The organism is Ruegeria sp. D3, assembly GCF_056534465.1.
The window spans coordinates 48,180-63,917 of record NZ_JBQFPK010000010.1; the positions used below are offsets into that span (position 1 = coordinate 48,180).

Genomic DNA, 15,738 nt, shown 5'->3' on the forward strand with positions numbered 1-15,738 from the left:
AGGATTCGCTTTGCATACGTTTGCAAAACTGTAATTCGCATGTATCAAATCGGGCAAGACTTTTTTGCATACGTATGCAAAAATGAAGCTGAAACCCGTCTCATCCCTGGCGGATGAACCTGATAAAACGCTGAGAAACATGGTAAATTCCGAACACTTTCAGAAAGCAAAAAAATTAGTCATTGCCTTTCACAAGAAGTTGGAAGGCGCAGGCGAGCATCAAATTGCCCAGGTTCTGGGCCAATTTTGCGCACCAGATATGCTGTGGCGTGGCTTTCATCCATTCAATCAGCTTAGCGGTCCCGCGCAAATCGGGGACCGATTCTGGCAGCCGCTCAAACGCAGTTTAGCCCATCTTCAAATACGCGAGGACATTCTGTTTGCCGGACAGAACTCATTGCGGGACGAGGCCGATATCTGGGTCGTCTCAATGGGGCATCTTATGGGGTTGTTTGACCACCCGTGGTTGGGCATCCGCCCGACAGGCAAGCTGACTTTCCTGCGATATTGTGCCTTTTATCGGATCGCCGAGGGGCAGATTGTCGAAACAGCTATGTATTTCGACATTCCGCATCTGATGGTGCAGGCCGGGCAGAACCCTTTCCCACCGCAGACCGCAATGCATGTGGTGCAGCCAGGTCCAAGAACGCATGACGGGCTGCTGATAACAGAACAGCCCATCGAAGAGGGGCAGAAAACTCTGGCCGTGATCAATGCGATGATTGCAGATCTGGGCCAATGGAACAGCGAGCTGTCGCTTGAGGATGAACTGGCCCAAAGCTGGCACGACGATATGCTGTGGTGGGGCCCCGAAGGTATCGGCGCGACCTATACGATCGAACGCTATGCCAAGCAGCACTCCGGCCCGTTCCGCGCTGCTTTCACGAACCGCTCCAAGACCAATCATATTTGCCGACTGGCCGAGGGACATTACGGCGGCTTTTTTGGCTGGCCTAACTTTACGGCCATTCCAACCGGCGGTTTCATGGGGATGCCGGCCACCGGCCAGACCGGCGAATTTCGGGTGATCGATATTTATCGCCGTGATGGTGACAAATTGGCTGAGAACTGGATTTTCATTGACCTGCTGCATTTCTGGAAAGGGCAAGGCGTCGACATTCTGGAACGCAGCACAGGGATAGAAACGCCATGAAGATAGATGCGCATCACCACCTTTGGGACCTGTCCGCTGTGACATATCCGTGGCTGGCCGAAAAAGGTGTTGTTCGATTTTTCGGTGACCCCGCGTCCATCCAACGGGATTATCTGCTGCCAGAGTTCCGCGCGGATACCGAAGCACAAGGCTTTGGCGCGTCAGTACATATCCAGGTAGGAGCATCAGACCCGTGGGTCGAAGCGCGTTGGGTTCAATCCGTGGCCGACCAGTTTCCGGACTGGCCTCTGGTACAGGTGGCCTTCTGCGATCTGACGGCTGATGATCTGAGTGAACAACTCGATCGTCTTCAAACCTTGCCGTCCCTGCGCGGTGTTCGACAGCTCATAGGCCGCGCGCCTGGCGAGGACGCAGTCACCGGCACCAATGCACTGCTTGAGGACCCCAAATTCCTATCCGGCCTTCAACAATTGGGGGCGCGTGACCTGTCCTTTGACCTGCAACTTCTGCCCGAGCTGATGCAACAAACCGCTGCCGTTCTTGCCCAATCCCCCGAGACGCAGGTGGCATTGTGCCATGCCGGATCACCGCATGATCGAACGGATGAAGGCTTGCGCCAGTGGTCCGATGCCTTGATGTCGTTGTCCTGTTTGCCGCAGGTTTATTGCAAGCTGTCCGGTTTGGGGATGTTTGATCACAGCTGGAGCGCCAACAGCGTTTCGCCCATCATAAAGACCTGCCTGTCCCAATTTGGATCTGACCGCTGCATGTTCGGGTCGAATTTCCCGGTCGACAGCCTAAGCGCGACATATCAGGATACCGTATCCCGGCATGAGGCCATCGTCCCGGTTGCCAGTCATACCGATGTCTTTCAAAACACGGCGAAACGCTTTTACCGCATTGAAGCAGCACGTTAACGGCTCAGTGAAACAGGGGGCGGAAACGGTCAGAACGCCCCTAGTGGGCGACCCCCGACGGCCCGTGTTTCAACACATGCCACTGGCCAAAGCTATCCTTGAGGTCCAGCGTGATCGCAGCATTCGCCGTGGTCGAGGCGCTGCCGATCTCGGCGATAGTGAATTCGATCCCACCGGGAATATCAATGCGCACCCGGTGCTCTCCGCCACCATGCGGGGCCTGAATCGGGCGTCCGGTTGATCGCAACACGTCGCCTACTGTGACATTGGCCTTGCGCCCTTCAATGTCGATATCAAAGTCTATCGGCAGATACAGGGTATCATGCACGGTTTTGCACATGGCACGGAACACGAACCAATGGGTGGCCATTTCGTCGGTTTCTTCTCCGTGGAATACCTTTTCCAGTGCATTCCGCTGCGCGTCTGTCGCACCCGGATCAATGATCACCTGCATTTCCCCTCCGCCCTCGAAAATCGGGCCGGGCCAGGCATAGATCAGTGCCGCCTTGGTGCCCGTCAGGTCGATCTCGCCGAAATGCCCTTTGGACACCTCGAGCACTTCAAACCCTCGGCAATTCCCATGGGTGGGTAGTTCTTCGAACTGGCAGGGACAGGCGTAACCGCAATTGCAGTTCCCGAATGCCGCGCCCTCAACGTACCAATCTGTAAATGCCATCGTGACCCTCCTGAAATGAATGCCCGATACCTGTCTTCATCTGCCCCTACGCCGGTACCCTAGCACATTTAGCCCAGAACTCCGAACCAAGGTGCCAATCATCTGGAACGCCGCAAAGGTCTGTGTCCAAGTTCACAGTCAACGAGCTATCAGCATGAAAGTTTACCCCAGGGGAACAATTTCCCGCCGACCTAAAAGACAGGTTCGGACAAAAGACCGAATTAGCAAGGTCATCACGTGTGTGAAGGGATGGGTCATGACACTGAGGACGTTCAAAGAGCGTGTCATTCAAACAGGCAGTTTTGAGCTTATAGGCATTGCCTTTGTCTCACCGGTTTACGCCCATATCGCGGGATCTTCTATGGCGCATGGATTTGCGTTGATCACACTGCTGTCCATCGTCATTCTGATATGGTCGCCTATCTTCAACACCCTGTTCGACCTGCTGGAAAGGAACCAAACCTGCCGTTTGGCCTGCGCCCGGCCGCATCGGGTGCGAATTATTCATGCCGTGCTGCACGAGGTCACAGCAGTGATCATCACGTGCCCGTTGATGATGTATGTCGGAGGGCATTCGTTAAAAACCGCGCTGGCCTTTAACCTCGGTCTGACGATCACATACTCCGTCTATACCTATGTATTTCACATCGTTTATGACCGACTGCGGCCCGTTCAACCTGTGCGGGCAATTCAGATTGCAGCTATGCAACCGGTGGAATTGTCAGCCCCGCAAAACGTATGACAACACGGGTTGCGAGTATTCGCTCACACAGCCCCAAATACCTGTGAATCGAAGTGAAGCCTCCATGCCTTCCTTTTGCCGAAGCGTTCGCCCACATGTGCGCTCATAACCATTTGGAACAAAGGACATGGACATGGTTAAGCGTATTCTCCTCGCCTCGGCGGCACTGACGATCAGCGCATCGGCATTGTCGGCACAGAGTCTGGCAGACGGCCTGTATATTCAGGGCTTCGCTGGTTACAGCCAACTGCAGGACAGCGACTTCAGCGGCACCGTCAATGGCGGCCCAGAAAACGTCGACACCGATTTCGACGGTGGTTTCGGCCTGGGTGTGGCCGTCGGCAAAGAGATCCCGCAATGGAGCAACGACACCATTGGTACCCGGATCGAACTGGAACTGTCTTATCGTGACAACGATGTGGACGGCGTGAACTTTTCCGGAAACGGCCCGGCCGCCGAAGGCAATGTTTCGGGCGATGTGACCCAGACTTCTTTGTTTGCGAACGTTCTGGTCGACTTCAAGCAGGCCGGGGCCTTCACCCCTTACGTAGGCCTGGGCCTGGGTGCGACCTATACCGACCTGGATTTCGCCTATGGTCCGGGTGTCGAACTGGACGACAGCGACACGACCTTTGCAGCCCAGATCATCGCAGGTGTATCTTATGACGTCAGCGCCAACACCTCTCTGACGCTGGATACCCGCTATTCGCGCGCCTTTGACGTTTCGTCTGATCGTCTGGCCCCGAACGGAGCGCTGACCGGAACTGTCGAAGACGATATCGACGCGTTTAGCGTAAATTTCGGTTTCCGCCAGCAGTTCTGATAGCATAGGGGAAGAGTTTCTCTCCGGTTTCTCTTCCCCCGCGTGTTCCTGTGCTCTATGCACGGGGGCATGCGTTCATTTATCATTCATATGTCCTCCAGCACCGCCCGGCAGAAGAACGCTGCAAAGCTGTGCCAGGATCTGCCAAATGGCGAGTTAATCGAAGCTGTGGATGGTCGCGATCCGCAACAAATAAACGATGTCCAACTATTTCCGGGTAATCTTTACCGCCCCGAATACCCGTTTAAATTGCGCCCGGCCGAGATCGGAGTGTTTCAAAGCCATCGGCGAATTTGGCAAAAAATGGTCGATGAAAAGATTGATCTGGCCATCACCACCGAAGACGACCTGCGCATCGACCCAGAACGCATGAAGCAGGCCCTTGAGCTGATCAAGCCGATTGCCACTCCGGATCACTACATACGTATCCCTGTCAAACAGCGTGAAACCGCTGCGGAGGTGCTGGCAAGACGAAAGGATTTGAGGCTTATTTTGCCCAAAGTCATTGGCTTGCAATGCGTCTGCCAACTGGTCGGGCGTCGGGCTGCGGAACGTTTGCTTGCGGTGACAAATCGAATCGACCGCCCGATAGATACTTTCCTGCAGATGCATTGGCTTACCGGACAACCGATCCATTCTTTGCAAGGCAGCGGCAATCAGGAAGTCGCGGGCGAGATCGGCGGCTCGACTATTCAGTTCCGACCCCCGGTCAGCGACAAGCTGACACGCGAGTTCAAACGCGCGGCTTACAGGGCAAAACTGATGCAGCACCCTCAGCGGGTTAACGCCTGACACGCGCAGTTAAAAAAGCAGGGCTTTACGCCCCGCTCTGTGTATTAGCTTGGCGCTTTGGTTTTGCGCAGATAGGGAAAGATCGTTTCGAACTCGCCGAATTTCTCTTTGGCTTCTTCGTTGGAAACTGCAGGCGGGATGATCACGTCCTCGCCCGGTACCCAGTTGGCCGGTGTTGCAACGCCCTTGCTGCTCATTTGCAGACCGTCCAGCGCACGCAGGATTTCCGCAAAGTTGCGGCCCACTGTCATCGGATAGGTCATCGACAGCTTCAACTGCTTGTCGGGGCCAATGATAAAGACAGAGCGCACCGTGGCGCTGTCTGCAGGGGTACGGCCGTCGGGCAAATATGCTTCGGCGGGCAGCATGTCGAAGGCTTTTGAAACCGCAAGCCCGTCATCGGCGATGATCGGGAAACCGGGATTGGCGTTTCCGTAAGCCTCGATGTCCTTTTTCCACTTCTTGTGGTCCTCTACGCCATCGACCGAGACGCCAAGAACCTTGGTGTTACGCGCCGCCCATTCGTCATTCAACTGCGCAACGGCGGAAAACTCGGTGGTGCAGACAGGGGTAAAATCCTTTGGGTGCGAGAACAGAATCGCCCAGCTATCGCCAATCCAGTCATGAAACTGAATGGTGCCCTGATCCGTTTCTGCGGTGAAATTGGGGACGGTGTCATTGATACGCAAACCCATGGGGCCTCTCCTTCTGATACTGGTAAGCCTGATGAGAACTTAATCAATTTGCCCATAAGTTAAACTGCTGTTTCCGGATCGAGTTTAAATTCACGCATTTCGATTTGAAGCCCACACGGAATTGTCCCTTGCCCGTCGTCTACCATGGTGACAAGGTTGCGGCGAAAAACCGACCAACCGGTCGGGTCAACTACGAAAGGGTTGCAGCATGATCGAAAAGCGTAACTTCTACATCAATGGCGAATGGATAAGTCCTGCAGCGACCAATGATTTCGAAGTCATCAACCCCTCGACCGAAGAGCCCTGTGCGGTCATTTCCCTTGGATCACAACCGGATACCGACGCTGCTGTAGCTTCGGCGAAGGCGGCCCTGCCGGGCTGGATGGGAACCCCGGTAGAAGACCGCATCGCTCTGGTCGAGAAACTGATCGAGGTCTACGCATCACGTTCAGAAGACCTTGCGCAGGCGATGTCTATGGAAATGGGCGCGCCAATCGACATGGCCCGTACGCAGCAATCAGGCGCAGGGGTTTACCATCTTAAGAACTTTATCCGCGCCGCCAAGGCATTCCAATTTGAACGCCCGCTGAGCGATCATGCACCCAATGACCGGATCATCTACGAGGCGGTGGGTGTTGCCGCATTGATCACACCATGGAACTGGCCGATGAACCAGATTACCCTGAAAGTTGGCGCAGCGGCGATTGCAGGCTGTACGATGGTGCTGAAGCCGTCCGAGCAAAGCCCCCTGAACGCGATGATCTTCGCCGAGATGATGGACGCGGCAGGCTTTCCTGCAGGCGTGTTCAATTTGGTGAACGGTGATGGTGTGGGTGTGGGGTATCAGCTGTCGGCGCACCCGGACGTGGATATGATCAGCTTTACAGGTTCGACCCGCGCGGGAACTGCGATTTCTAAAAATGCAGCAGACACACTGAAGAAAGTGCATCTGGAACTGGGCGGCAAAGGCGCAAACGTTGTCTTTGCGGACGCCGATGAAAAAGCGGTCAAACGTGGCGTTTTGCACATGATGAACAACACCGGCCAAAGTTGTAATGCGCCAAGCCGTATGTTGGTTCAGCGCCCGATCTATGACCAAGCGGTCGAAACCGCAGCCGAGGTGGCCGCCAAAGTCGCCGTCGGTCCCGCGCTGGAAGAAGGTCGCCATATCGGCCCCGTGGTGAACGAACTGCAGTGGACTAAGATACAAGACCTGATCCAGAAGGGCATCGACGAAGGCGCTCGTTTGGTCGCTGGTGGCACCGGACGGCCCGAGGGTCTGAACAAGGGCTACTACGTGCGCCCCACCGTCTTTGCCGACGCCACCAACCAGATGACCATCGCGCGCGAGGAAATCTTTGGCCCGGTCCTGACCATGATCCCCTTCGACACCGAAGACGAGGCCGTCGAGATTGCCAATGACACGCCTTATGGCCTGACCAACTATGTCCAGACACAGGACGGTGACCGCGCCAACCGCATGGCCCGCGTGCTGCGATCCGGTATGGTTGAGATGAACGGCCAGTCGCGCAGTGCTGGGTCTCCGTTTGGTGGGATGAAGCAATCAGGCAACGGGCGTGAAGGCGGTGTTTGGGGGCTTGAAGATTTCCTTGAGGTCAAAGCCGTCGGCGGCTGGGCTACCGAGTAAGCATACCTAGTGATCCAGTGGTGAGGCACCTAACGGTGCCTCGCTCTGTGTTTCAGGCATCCGCCTTAGCGGCTTCATAGGCCAGCATGGCGCGTTTGACGGGCAGGCCCCAGTGATAACCGCCCAGACCACCCGATTTCCGCAACGCCCGGTGACACGGGATCAGCCAGCTGACCGGGTTGCGCCCAACCGCCGTGCCCACGGCCCGCACCGCTTGCGGGGACCCCACCCGCTGCGCGATTTCGGAATAGGTCGTGACCTGCCCAGACGGGATGTGCATCAGCGCCTCCCACACTTTGATCTGCAGGGGCGAACCGATCAGGTGCAGCGGGGTCTCAGACCGATCGGCACCAAACGACGCCTCGACCCAGGGGCGCAGTTTTTCGGTATTCTCGACATAGCAGGCTTTGGGCCAGCGCGAGGTCATATCCTCCATCGCCGCCGCTTCGCCGGTTTCCGCGCCAAAGGCCATGCCGCAGATACCCTTGTCGGTGCCCATCACCAGCGTCGGACCAAAGGGGCAGTCGAACCAACCCCAGTAGACGGTCAGGCCAGCGCCTTTGCGGGCGTATTCGCCGGGGCTCATGGATTCCCATTTCAAGAATAGATCGTGCAGGCGACCTGACCCAGATAGCCCCACATTATGCGCCGTCTCCAGCGTGGTGAAACGCTCGCGCAGCAGCGCCTTGGCGTGGCCCAGCGTTAGATATTGCTGATAGCGTTTCGGCGACACCCCGGTCCAGCGCGAGAACAGACGCTGAAAATGCGCCGGGCTCATGTCCATCTGGCGGGCCAGCTCGTCCAGCGACAGGGATTCGCCGCCCTGATCGATCAGCTCGATCGCGCGGCGCATGACGTTGTAGTGGTATCCGCTTTCGGGGGTCTGGACGTTCATAACTCACCTCATCTGCTGCCCCGGACCATAGCCCGCGCGCCCGGCCACCGCGACCCGAAACCTGCGCATTGGCTTTGGGCTTGTGTCACAGGCCCTTGGGCGGCATTAAGGCCCGGATGGCAAAGCAACTCGACTACCACACGATCCGCGAGATCTTTACGCGTTTTCAGGACGCCGACCCCGAACCCAAGGGCGAGCTGGATCATGTGAACGTCTACACTCTGGTCGTCGCCGTCGCGCTGTCGGCGCAGGCCACCGATGCGGGCGTCAACAAAGCCACCAAAGAGCTGTTCAAAATCGCCGACACGCCGCAAAAGATGCTGGATCTGGGCGAAGAAGGCCTGACCGAGCATATCAAGACCATCGGCCTGTTCCGCCAGAAGGCCAAGAACGTCATCAAACTCAGTCGTATTCTGGTCGATGAGTATGGTGGCGAAGTGCCCAATTCCCGCGCCGCGCTGCAATCGCTGCCCGGCGTCGGGCGCAAGACGGCCAATGTGGTGCTGAACATGTGGTGGCGGCAACCGGCGCAGGCGGTGGACACGCATATCTTTCGCGTCGGGAACCGTACCGGTATCTGCCCCGGCAAAGACGTGGACGCGGTCGAGCGCGCCGTCGAAGATAATATTCCCGCCGATTTTCAACTGCACGCGCATCACTGGCTGATCCTTCATGGACGCTATCACTGCAAGGCGCGCAAACCCCTCTGCGGAACCTGTATCATCCGCGATCTCTGTCAATTCGAGGACAAAACCCTATGAAAACCTACCAGCTCACCGGTATCGGAAATGCCGTTGTGGACGTGATCTCACAGGCCGATGACAGCTTTCTGGAGCTGATGGGCATCGAAAAAGGCATCATGCAGCTGATCGAGCAGGAACGCGGCGAGGTGCTCTATGCATCGATGGAGGGTCGCGTGCAGACGCCGGGTGGCTCGGTTGCCAACACCATCGCGGGTGCGGGCGCGCTGGGTCTGGATGCGGCATTCATTGGCCGGGTGCATGACGACGCGCTGGGGCGGTTCTATGCCGATGCGATGAATGAGGACGGCGTCGATTTCGTCAACCCGCCGGTGCCGGGTGGCGAGCTGCCGACCTCACGCTCGATGATCTTTGTCTCGCCCGATGGCGAACGGTCAATGAACACCTATCTGGGCATTTCCTCGGAACTGTCGTCTCAGGACGTATCCGAGGACGTGTCAGGCAACAGCCAGATCATGTTCCTTGAGGGGTATCTGTTCGACAAGGAAAAGGGCAAAGCCGCGTTTCTTGAGGCTGCGCGCACCTGTCACAAGGGTGGCGGCAAGGCGGGGATCGCGATTTCCGATCCGTTCTGCGTGGAACGTCACCGGGTCGATTTCCTGCTGCTGATCGAGAACGAGCTGGATTTCGTGATCGGCAACGAGGCCGAGATCAAGTCGCTGTTCGAAACCGATGATCTTGAGGACGCTCTGGCCAAAACTGCCGCGATTTGCCCTCTGGTCGTATGTACCCGGTCGGGTGATGGCGTGACGGTTTTGTTCGGCGGTCAGCGCGTGGATGTACCGGTGGAAAAGGTTGTGCCCGTGGACGCCACCGGTGCGGGCGATCAGTTCGCGGCAGGGTTCCTGTTTGGCATGGCCACAGGGCGCGATTACGAGACCTGCGCCAAGATCGGCAATGTCTGCGCCCGCGAAGTGATCAGCCATATCGGCCCCCGCCCCGAGGCAAACATGCAGGAGCTGCTGCGGGCAGAAGGCTTGCTGTAAGCGCCTAAGACCCCGCTGCCGCGTCGTTCAGGGCCCAATCATATTGATAGGCCCGAACACGCGGCACGTCCTGCAATCGTGCCTTCAGATCCGGATCGGCGGCAGTCTGGATATACGCCAGAATCGCCTGCTCGTTCGGTCCGAAATCCTCGCGGAACCAGATGAAAATCTTGGACAGGATCAGTCCGCCATTGTCAGTGAATCGGATCCCGCGCGGGTCGTTGATATAGGCGCGCTCGGCGGCAGCAAAGTCACGCTCTAACGTCTCGGCCTGCCAAGCACGGTCCATCAGGTTGGGGCAGCCCACGGCGGCGCAGTTCAGGGCATAGTGAATGCGCGGCTCGTTGAATTCGGGCCGGATGATGCGGTGCTCGATCTCGTTCAGAGTCAAGCTCTGCCCAGCGACCGTGACCAGAGGCCGGTTCCATGGCCCGATCGACAGCGGCCCGTCCTTGATGTCGCGGATTGAGGCGACGGGGTGGTTTTCAAGAATCACATCCACCGTCACCGCGTTGTACATGTTGATCCAATAGGCCAACTGTTGATCACGGGTCAGCGCCGCAGGGTCCACTGCTTGCAAATCTTCGATATACCCGTCCAGACGCAACCTGTCGTCGGCCGAGACCTGCCCGTAAGCCACGCGATTTACCCCCTGCGCATCAGGCGCGACATATCGGTTCAGAAAGGCGGTCCAGTCGCGGTGATCCACACGCTCTCCGGGTGGTTGGGCAGCGCGGGTCAGGGCACTGTTTGTCAAAGGTTCGGGCGCAGGAAGGGCCAAACGTTCGACACTGGCACAAGCCGCCAGCAAGGGCAGCAACAGAAGGATCAGCAAACGTCTCATGAGGCATCCTTTCGAGCTTGGCGCAGGGCGCGCATCTGCCCTTTCAGCCGTTTCATCGGGGCAAGAGCTGGGTCGCTAAGCTCGGGCAGGTCCGGCCCATTCGACAAGCGCGGAACAGCGGCGTTCCACCAGCTTGGGCCGGTGGGCCCGTCAAGACGATCAGGACTGGCCAAGTGCATATCGCGTTGAGCGTTGTGGACGCACATCGACAGCGGCCCATTCGCCGTGGCCACCATGAACACGCACGAGGCGCAGCGATCCTCCTCCAGCTGATCCGCCGCCATGAAATTGTGAATGAACACGGCTTGCCGCCTCACCGGGCCACGCAACAGACCAGTGCCCAGACGAGCGACGCTCAGCCCAAGTTGACCCAATGCGCGCAAGGCCAGCAAAGGATGCCGCCGGATCATCCGCATGACCTTGGGACGAATGCGGATATGGGCATCCTGATTGTCGTCCACCCCTTCCAGAGCCGCCATCACCCGATGCACCAGCGGTTGGTTTGACAACAACGAAACAGCCCGCCCCCCTGCTGTGACAACACTGGCATAACTGTTGCACTTGGAATGCCCTACAGCTGCCGTGCCGAAATGCAGCGGGGCCTCGTATCCCGCTTCAATCGAACGCGCGACGCTGTCCTGAGTGATCATCTCGGGGCGTTCGCGCAGAACACCGCGCCCGGTATCGGCCTGCATCTGGAACGAGACAAAGGCGACCTCGGGTCGGTCACGCAGAAACCGCGCCAATGCGGGAAGGTCATCAAAATTCCCCTCGAACACGGTGGTGTTGAACAGGATGCGCAGGCCCAACCCGCGCGCGCGTCGGATATAAGCACGGCGGACGGTGTTCAGCTCGACCTCGGAGGTGAACCCCTTGCGCTCTTGCGTCATATCCACGTGAAAGGCCACATCATCCAGCCCCGCCGCCGCCAACCGCGTCAGGAAAGCGCGGCTGGCGCGGATACCATTGGTCATCAGGCAGGACCGCATCCCCAAACGCTTGATTTCGCGGCATAGCGCCTCAAGGTCTTCGACCTTGCGCAGGGTCGGGTCGCCCCCAGTCAGCTGAACCGACACTCCGGTACCATAGTGGCTGTAGATCGTCTTCAACCGCGCGAACAGAACCGAAAGAGGCGGGTCATAGGTCATCTCGGCCCGGTCCGAGAGATAGCACAGCGTGCAATCCAGATTACATCGCTGCGTGACCTCAAGCGCGACGCAGGCGATAGGATAGAACCGCCCCGCCGTCTGCCCGGCGTGATATTCCCCACAGCTTTGCAATCCCTCGCGCAGAGGCGCGCGGCGGTCGTAACCGGTGAATTTGCGCCCGGCGGGGACGATGGCGGGGGGGCTGTGAACGGTGTCTCTCATGCGCACCAAGCTAGAGACGGGCCGACGTGCGAACTACGCCCCCTCACGGCAAGTTGTCGCAGGGTGAGTGAAGGGGGGGCCCAAGTTTCGCCTTAAACCGAAACTATCAAACCGAGAATTGAACAAAGGATATTTAATACGCATGACACAGCGCGTTGCCGTATTGGTCGATGGCGACAATTTGAGTGCCCATCACAGCGATATGATCCTACAGGCCGGTCATCAGGCGGGTCGGGTGGACGTCGCGCGGGTATACATGAATGCAAGGCGCAATTCCTCCTGGCATGAGGTCGGCGCTTTTCAACTGATCCACAGCGGAAGCGGAAAGAACGCGACCGATCTTTTGCTTGCCATCGACGCGATGGACGTGGCTCTGCAACAAGGTATCGACGTTGTCGTGATCGCAAGCTCGGACGGGGACTTCGTTCACCTGCACCGGAGATTGCGCGAGCGTGGCGTGACCACAATCGGTGCAGGTGAGGGCAAAACTCCTGAAAGCATACGCGCGTCCTGTGTTCGTTTCGTCGAGTTAATACTTTCGGAACCTAAGGCGCTGCGACCCAAATCGGTCTCTGATTTGGATTGCCAAATCCGCAATATTATTGCGAGCAACAGCAAAACCGGGACAGGGATGCAACTGACCATCCTTGGGGCCAAAATGCACCGGCAGCACGGCATCAGAATTAGCGACCGCCCCGAGAAAACCTGGCGGCAATACCTGAAATCCAAGCCTGAATTATATGAGTTGGACCCGGCTGGTCAGAATGCACATGTGCGGCTCAAACCGGACGGGTTTGAACAAATCGCTCAGTCCAGGTGATCCGCAAAAGCGGCGATCACTTGTTCGTAAACGCCCCGCTTGAAAGGCACGATCTCGTCCACCAGATGGGCGGGCTCCTGCCATTTCCATTGGGTGAATTCCGGGTGTTCAGTTTCGATATTGATCTGATCATCGCGCCCCGTGAAACGCAGCAGGAACCATTTCTGTTCCTGCCCGCGATAGCGCCCCTTCCAGATCTTCGGCACGATGTCATGAGGCAGATCATATGGCAGCCAGCCGGGGGTTTCGGCCACCACCTTGACCAGATCTGCGGTCACGCCGGTTTCTTCCCACAACTCGCGCAGGGCGGCATCGCGCGGGTCTTCACCTTTGTCCACACCACCCTGCGGCATCTGCCATGCGTCCTTGTGGCGGTCATTACGTTGCCCGACGAAAATCTTGCCCTCTGCATTCATGAGCATCAACCCGACACAGGGACGATAGGGCAGTTTAGCGATCTGGTCGGGGGTCATGCTGGGCCTCGTAATTTTCCTATGCAGGTTCTGTATCAACTGCCAGACTAACAGCAAAGACTTTGACGTTAGGTTTCACGTGACAACGTTGACGTGAACGTCAATCTAACGCTCAAACAACCGAGAGGGAGAGTTCGCCGTGACTGCGTACCCAAACATGCTGGCCCCGCTGGATCTGGGCTTCACCACTCTGAAAAACCGGGTCCTGATGGGTTCGATGCATACGGGGCTCGAGGAAACGGGCGATTGGAATCGCGTGGCGGAATTCTATGCCGACCGCGCCCGCGGCGAAGTTGGGCTGATGGTGACGGGCGGGATTGGCCCGAACCTCGAAGGCTCGGTTCTGCCGGGTGCGTCGATGATGACCAATGACGATGAGGTCGCCAAGCATTCCATCGTGACCCAGCGCGTGCATGAGGCGGGCGGCAAGATCGCCATGCAGATCCTGCACGCGGGCCGCTATGCTTACGGCCCCAAATGCGTGGCCCCCAGCCCGGTGAAATCGCCCATCTCTCCCTTCCCGCCCAATGAGCTGGACGAAGAGGGGATCGAAAAACAGATCAGCGATATCGTCAACGCCGCCGCGCTGGCCCAGAAAGCGGGCTATGACGGGGTCGAGATCATGGGATCGGAAGGGTATTTCATCAACCAGTTCCTCGTGACCCACACCAACAAGCGCGAAGATCGCTGGGGCGGATCATATGAGAACCGGATGCGCCTGCCCATCGAGATCGTGCGCCGCACGCGTGAGGCGGTGGGCAGCGATTTCATCATCATCTACCGCCTGTCGATGATTGATCTGGTCCCCAACGGCTCGACCCATGATGAGGTTGTCGAACTGGCGAAACGGGTTGAAGACGCTGGTGCCACGATCATCAACACCGGCATCGGCTGGCATGAGGCACGGATTCCGACCATCGCCACATCCGTTCCACGCGCGGCCTTTGCGTGGGTGACGAAAAAGCTGATGGGCAAGGTCGGCATTCCGGTCATTACCTCGAACCGGATCAACACGCCCGAAGTGGCCGAAGAGGTCCTGTCCACCGGCTGCGCCGACATGGTGTCTTTGGCGCGCCCGATGCTGGCGGATGCGGATTTCGTCGCCAAGGCGATGGAAGGCAAGTCGGCACAGATCGCGCCCTGCATTGCCTGTAACCAAGCCTGTCTGGACCACACCTTCAGCGGCAAGCTGACATCCTGTCTGGTCAACCCGCGCGCCTGTCACGAGACCGAGCTGGTGATCGAACCCGCCGAGACCCGCAAAACCGTGGCCATCGTCGGTGCAGGCCCCGCAGGTCTGTCCACCGCAATGACCGCCGCCCAGCGCGGCCATGACGTTACCCTGTTCGACCGCGCCAGCGAAATTGGCGGCCAGCTGAACATGGCCAAACAGGTGCCCGGCAAGGAAGAGTTCTGGGGTTTGGTCGATTGGTTCCGCACCATGATCGCTGATCTTGGAGTAAAGGTCGAACTGAACCGCGAAGTCACGGCTGACGACCTGACCGGCTTTGACGAGGTGGTCATTGCCACCGGCGTCACCCCGCGCGACCCGCAGATTCCGGGACAGGATCGGGACAACGTGATCGACTATATTGACGTGCTGCGCCACAAGGCCGAGGTCGGCAAATCCGTCGCCGTGATCGGCGCGGGTGGTATCGGGTTCGATGTGTCCGAATTCCTGCTGGAGGACGGCCACAGCATTACTACTGACCTGCCTGCCTGGATGAAGGAATGGGGCGTCACCGACCCCGCCGAGCATCGCGCCGGTCTGGCCCCCGAAGGCCCGCAACCCGCCGCGCCTGCGCGCCAGGTGACTCTGCTGCAGCGCAAGAAGCAAGCGCATGGCAAGGGTCTGGGTAAAACAACCGGCTGGATCCACCGCGCCACGCTGAAGATGAAGGACGTCAATTTTGTCGGCGGCGTGAATTATGAACGCATCGACGATGACGGCCTGCATGTCAGCTTTGGCGAAGAGCGTGCCGACCCGACCGTGATCGCGGCGGATACGATTGTTTTGTGTTCCGGTCAGGTTTCGGACCGCAGCCTCGCGGATGCGCTGATCGAACGCGGCATCACCCCGCATGTGATCGGCGGCGCGGATGTTGCGGCGGAGCTGGACGCCAAACGCGCAATCAATCAGGGTACACGACTGGCGGCTGGTTTCTAAAGCGGCAAGCCGGGC

Annotated in this window: 16 protein-coding genes; 10 read left to right on the forward strand and 6 right to left on the reverse strand. The window is 58.2% G+C overall.

Annotated elements, in window-relative coordinates; translation table 11 throughout:
• Positions 1-139 precede the first annotated feature (139 nt).
• Positions 140-1,153, forward strand: a complete 1,014-nt coding sequence (locus ACR0DX_RS15215) for an ester cyclase (RefSeq protein WP_170356055.1) — start codon at positions 140-142, stop codon at positions 1,151-1,153.
• On the forward strand, positions 1,150-2,031 hold the full coding sequence (locus ACR0DX_RS15220) for an amidohydrolase family protein (RefSeq protein WP_480846611.1): 882 nt from the start codon (positions 1,150-1,152) through the stop codon (positions 2,029-2,031). Before ACR0DX_RS15215 ends, ACR0DX_RS15220 begins: the two co-directional genes overlap by 4 nt.
• A gap of 40 nt (positions 2,032-2,071) precedes the next feature.
• Here the strand turns inward: ACR0DX_RS15220 and ACR0DX_RS15225 are convergent, their stop codons facing one another.
• On the reverse strand, positions 2,072-2,707 hold the full coding sequence (locus tag ACR0DX_RS15225; RefSeq protein WP_170355995.1) for a DUF1326 domain-containing protein: 636 nt from the start codon (positions 2,705-2,707) through the stop codon (positions 2,072-2,074).
• Positions 2,708-2,963: 256 nt separating this feature from the next.
• Here ACR0DX_RS15225 and ACR0DX_RS15230 point away from each other — a divergent pair, with 256 nt between their 5' ends.
• The 3 genes from ACR0DX_RS15230 to ACR0DX_RS15240 all read left to right on the forward strand — a co-directional run bounded on the left by ACR0DX_RS15230 (position 2,964) and on the right by ACR0DX_RS15240 (position 5,064).
• A complete protein-coding gene (locus ACR0DX_RS15230; RefSeq protein WP_170355993.1) occupies positions 2,964-3,449 on the forward strand; it encodes a PACE efflux transporter in 486 nt (161 codons plus the stop codon).
• Positions 3,450-3,582: 133 nt separating this feature from the next.
• On the forward strand, positions 3,583-4,272 hold the full coding sequence (locus ACR0DX_RS15235; protein ID WP_170355991.1) for an outer membrane beta-barrel protein: 690 nt from the start codon (positions 3,583-3,585) through the stop codon (positions 4,270-4,272).
• Positions 4,273-4,341: 69 nt separating this feature from the next.
• Positions 4,342-5,064 carry a glycosyltransferase family 25 protein gene (locus tag ACR0DX_RS15240; RefSeq protein ID WP_170355989.1) on the forward strand — a complete coding sequence of 241 codons (723 nt, stop codon included), beginning with the start codon at positions 4,342-4,344 and terminating at the stop codon, positions 5,062-5,064.
• Positions 5,065-5,108: 44 nt separating this feature from the next.
• Here the strand turns inward: ACR0DX_RS15240 and ACR0DX_RS15245 are convergent, their stop codons facing one another.
• Positions 5,109-5,759: a peroxiredoxin gene (locus ACR0DX_RS15245; RefSeq protein ID WP_170355987.1), complete on the reverse strand. Its 651-nt coding sequence runs from the start codon at positions 5,757-5,759 to the stop codon at positions 5,109-5,111.
• Positions 5,760-5,967: 208 nt separating this feature from the next.
• Here ACR0DX_RS15245 and ACR0DX_RS15250 point away from each other — a divergent pair, with 208 nt between their 5' ends.
• Positions 5,968-7,407, forward strand: a complete 1,440-nt coding sequence (locus tag ACR0DX_RS15250; protein ID WP_170355985.1) for an aldehyde dehydrogenase family protein — start codon at positions 5,968-5,970, stop codon at positions 7,405-7,407.
• A gap of 52 nt (positions 7,408-7,459) precedes the next feature.
• On the opposite strand, the gene ACR0DX_RS15255 is transcribed toward ACR0DX_RS15250, so the two are convergent.
• Positions 7,460-8,302 carry a bifunctional helix-turn-helix domain-containing protein/methylated-DNA--[protein]-cysteine S-methyltransferase gene (locus ACR0DX_RS15255; RefSeq protein WP_170355983.1) on the reverse strand — a complete coding sequence of 281 codons (843 nt, stop codon included), beginning with the start codon at positions 8,300-8,302 and terminating at the stop codon, positions 7,460-7,462.
• Positions 8,303-8,418: 116 nt separating this feature from the next.
• Between ACR0DX_RS15255 and nth the strand changes: the two genes are divergently transcribed.
• Together nth and ACR0DX_RS15265 are read left to right on the forward strand one after the other, a co-directional pair.
• The gene (gene nth / locus ACR0DX_RS15260; protein WP_170355982.1) at positions 8,419-9,063 is read left to right on the forward strand and encodes an endonuclease III; all 645 of its coding nucleotides are present in this window, start codon (positions 8,419-8,421) and stop codon (positions 9,061-9,063) included.
• The gene (locus tag ACR0DX_RS15265; protein ID WP_170355980.1) at positions 9,060-10,049 is read left to right on the forward strand and encodes an adenosine kinase; all 990 of its coding nucleotides are present in this window, start codon (positions 9,060-9,062) and stop codon (positions 10,047-10,049) included. Before nth ends, ACR0DX_RS15265 begins: the two co-directional genes overlap by 4 nt.
• A 4-nt stretch (positions 10,050-10,053) precedes the next feature.
• On the opposite strand, the gene ACR0DX_RS15270 is transcribed toward ACR0DX_RS15265, so the two are convergent.
• Both ACR0DX_RS15270 and ACR0DX_RS15275 read right to left on the reverse strand, forming a co-directional pair.
• Positions 10,054-10,893 carry a DUF547 domain-containing protein gene (locus tag ACR0DX_RS15270; protein WP_170355978.1) on the reverse strand — a complete coding sequence of 280 codons (840 nt, stop codon included), beginning with the start codon at positions 10,891-10,893 and terminating at the stop codon, positions 10,054-10,056.
• Positions 10,890-12,263 carry a radical SAM protein gene (locus ACR0DX_RS15275; RefSeq protein ID WP_170355976.1) on the reverse strand — a complete coding sequence of 458 codons (1,374 nt, stop codon included), beginning with the start codon at positions 12,261-12,263 and terminating at the stop codon, positions 10,890-10,892. The genes ACR0DX_RS15270 and ACR0DX_RS15275 overlap by 4 nt, the downstream gene beginning before the upstream one ends.
• Positions 12,264-12,405: 142 nt before the next feature.
• Here ACR0DX_RS15275 and ACR0DX_RS15280 point away from each other — a divergent pair, with 142 nt between their 5' ends.
• On the forward strand, positions 12,406-13,083 hold the full coding sequence (locus ACR0DX_RS15280; protein ID WP_170355974.1) for an NYN domain-containing protein: 678 nt from the start codon (positions 12,406-12,408) through the stop codon (positions 13,081-13,083).
• Here ACR0DX_RS15280 and ACR0DX_RS15285 read toward each other — a convergent pair.
• On the reverse strand, positions 13,071-13,556 hold the full coding sequence (locus ACR0DX_RS15285) for an RNA pyrophosphohydrolase (RefSeq protein WP_170355973.1): 486 nt from the start codon (positions 13,554-13,556) through the stop codon (positions 13,071-13,073). The genes ACR0DX_RS15280 and ACR0DX_RS15285 overlap by 13 nt on opposite strands.
• 139 nt (positions 13,557-13,695) lie before the next feature.
• On the opposite strand from ACR0DX_RS15285, the gene ACR0DX_RS15290 reads away from it, so the two are divergent.
• Positions 13,696-15,723: an FAD-dependent oxidoreductase gene (locus tag ACR0DX_RS15290; RefSeq protein WP_480846617.1), complete on the forward strand. Its 2,028-nt coding sequence runs from the start codon at positions 13,696-13,698 to the stop codon at positions 15,721-15,723.
• Positions 15,724-15,738 lie beyond the last annotated feature (15 nt).

What these genes read in the sequence shown, in the direction of transcription:
- ACR0DX_RS15250 (WP_170355985.1), top strand. Translation starts at nt 5,968, where the DNA reads ATGATCGAAAAGCGTAACTTCTACATCAATGGCGAATGGATAAGTCCT.
- ACR0DX_RS15280 (WP_170355974.1), top strand. Translation starts at nt 12,406, where the DNA reads ATGACACAGCGCGTTGCCGTATTGGTCGATGGCGACAATTTGAGTGCC.
- ACR0DX_RS15240 (WP_170355989.1), top strand. Translation starts at nt 4,342, where the DNA reads ATGCGTTCATTTATCATTCATATGTCCTCCAGCACCGCCCGGCAGAAG.
- ACR0DX_RS15275 (WP_170355976.1), bottom strand. Translation starts at nt 12,263, where the DNA reads ATGAGAGACACCGTTCACAGCCCCCCCGCCATCGTCCCCGCCGGGCGC.
- ACR0DX_RS15270 (WP_170355978.1), bottom strand. Translation starts at nt 10,893, where the DNA reads ATGAGACGTTTGCTGATCCTTCTGTTGCTGCCCTTGCTGGCGGCTTGT.
- ACR0DX_RS15225 (WP_170355995.1), bottom strand. Translation starts at nt 2,707, where the DNA reads ATGGCATTTACAGATTGGTACGTTGAGGGCGCGGCATTCGGGAACTGC.
- ACR0DX_RS15220 (WP_480846611.1), top strand. Translation starts at nt 1,150, where the DNA reads ATGAAGATAGATGCGCATCACCACCTTTGGGACCTGTCCGCTGTGACA.
- ACR0DX_RS15215 (WP_170356055.1), top strand. Translation starts at nt 140, where the DNA reads ATGGTAAATTCCGAACACTTTCAGAAAGCAAAAAAATTAGTCATTGCC.
- ACR0DX_RS15265 (WP_170355980.1), top strand. Translation starts at nt 9,060, where the DNA reads ATGAAAACCTACCAGCTCACCGGTATCGGAAATGCCGTTGTGGACGTG.
- nth (WP_170355982.1), top strand. Translation starts at nt 8,419, where the DNA reads ATGGCAAAGCAACTCGACTACCACACGATCCGCGAGATCTTTACGCGT.
- ACR0DX_RS15245 (WP_170355987.1), bottom strand. Translation starts at nt 5,759, where the DNA reads ATGGGTTTGCGTATCAATGACACCGTCCCCAATTTCACCGCAGAAACG.
- ACR0DX_RS15235 (WP_170355991.1), top strand. Translation starts at nt 3,583, where the DNA reads ATGGTTAAGCGTATTCTCCTCGCCTCGGCGGCACTGACGATCAGCGCA.
- ACR0DX_RS15230 (WP_170355993.1), top strand. Translation starts at nt 2,964, where the DNA reads ATGACACTGAGGACGTTCAAAGAGCGTGTCATTCAAACAGGCAGTTTT.
- ACR0DX_RS15285 (WP_170355973.1), bottom strand. Translation starts at nt 13,556, where the DNA reads ATGACCCCCGACCAGATCGCTAAACTGCCCTATCGTCCCTGTGTCGGG.
- ACR0DX_RS15255 (WP_170355983.1), bottom strand. Translation starts at nt 8,302, where the DNA reads ATGAACGTCCAGACCCCCGAAAGCGGATACCACTACAACGTCATGCGC.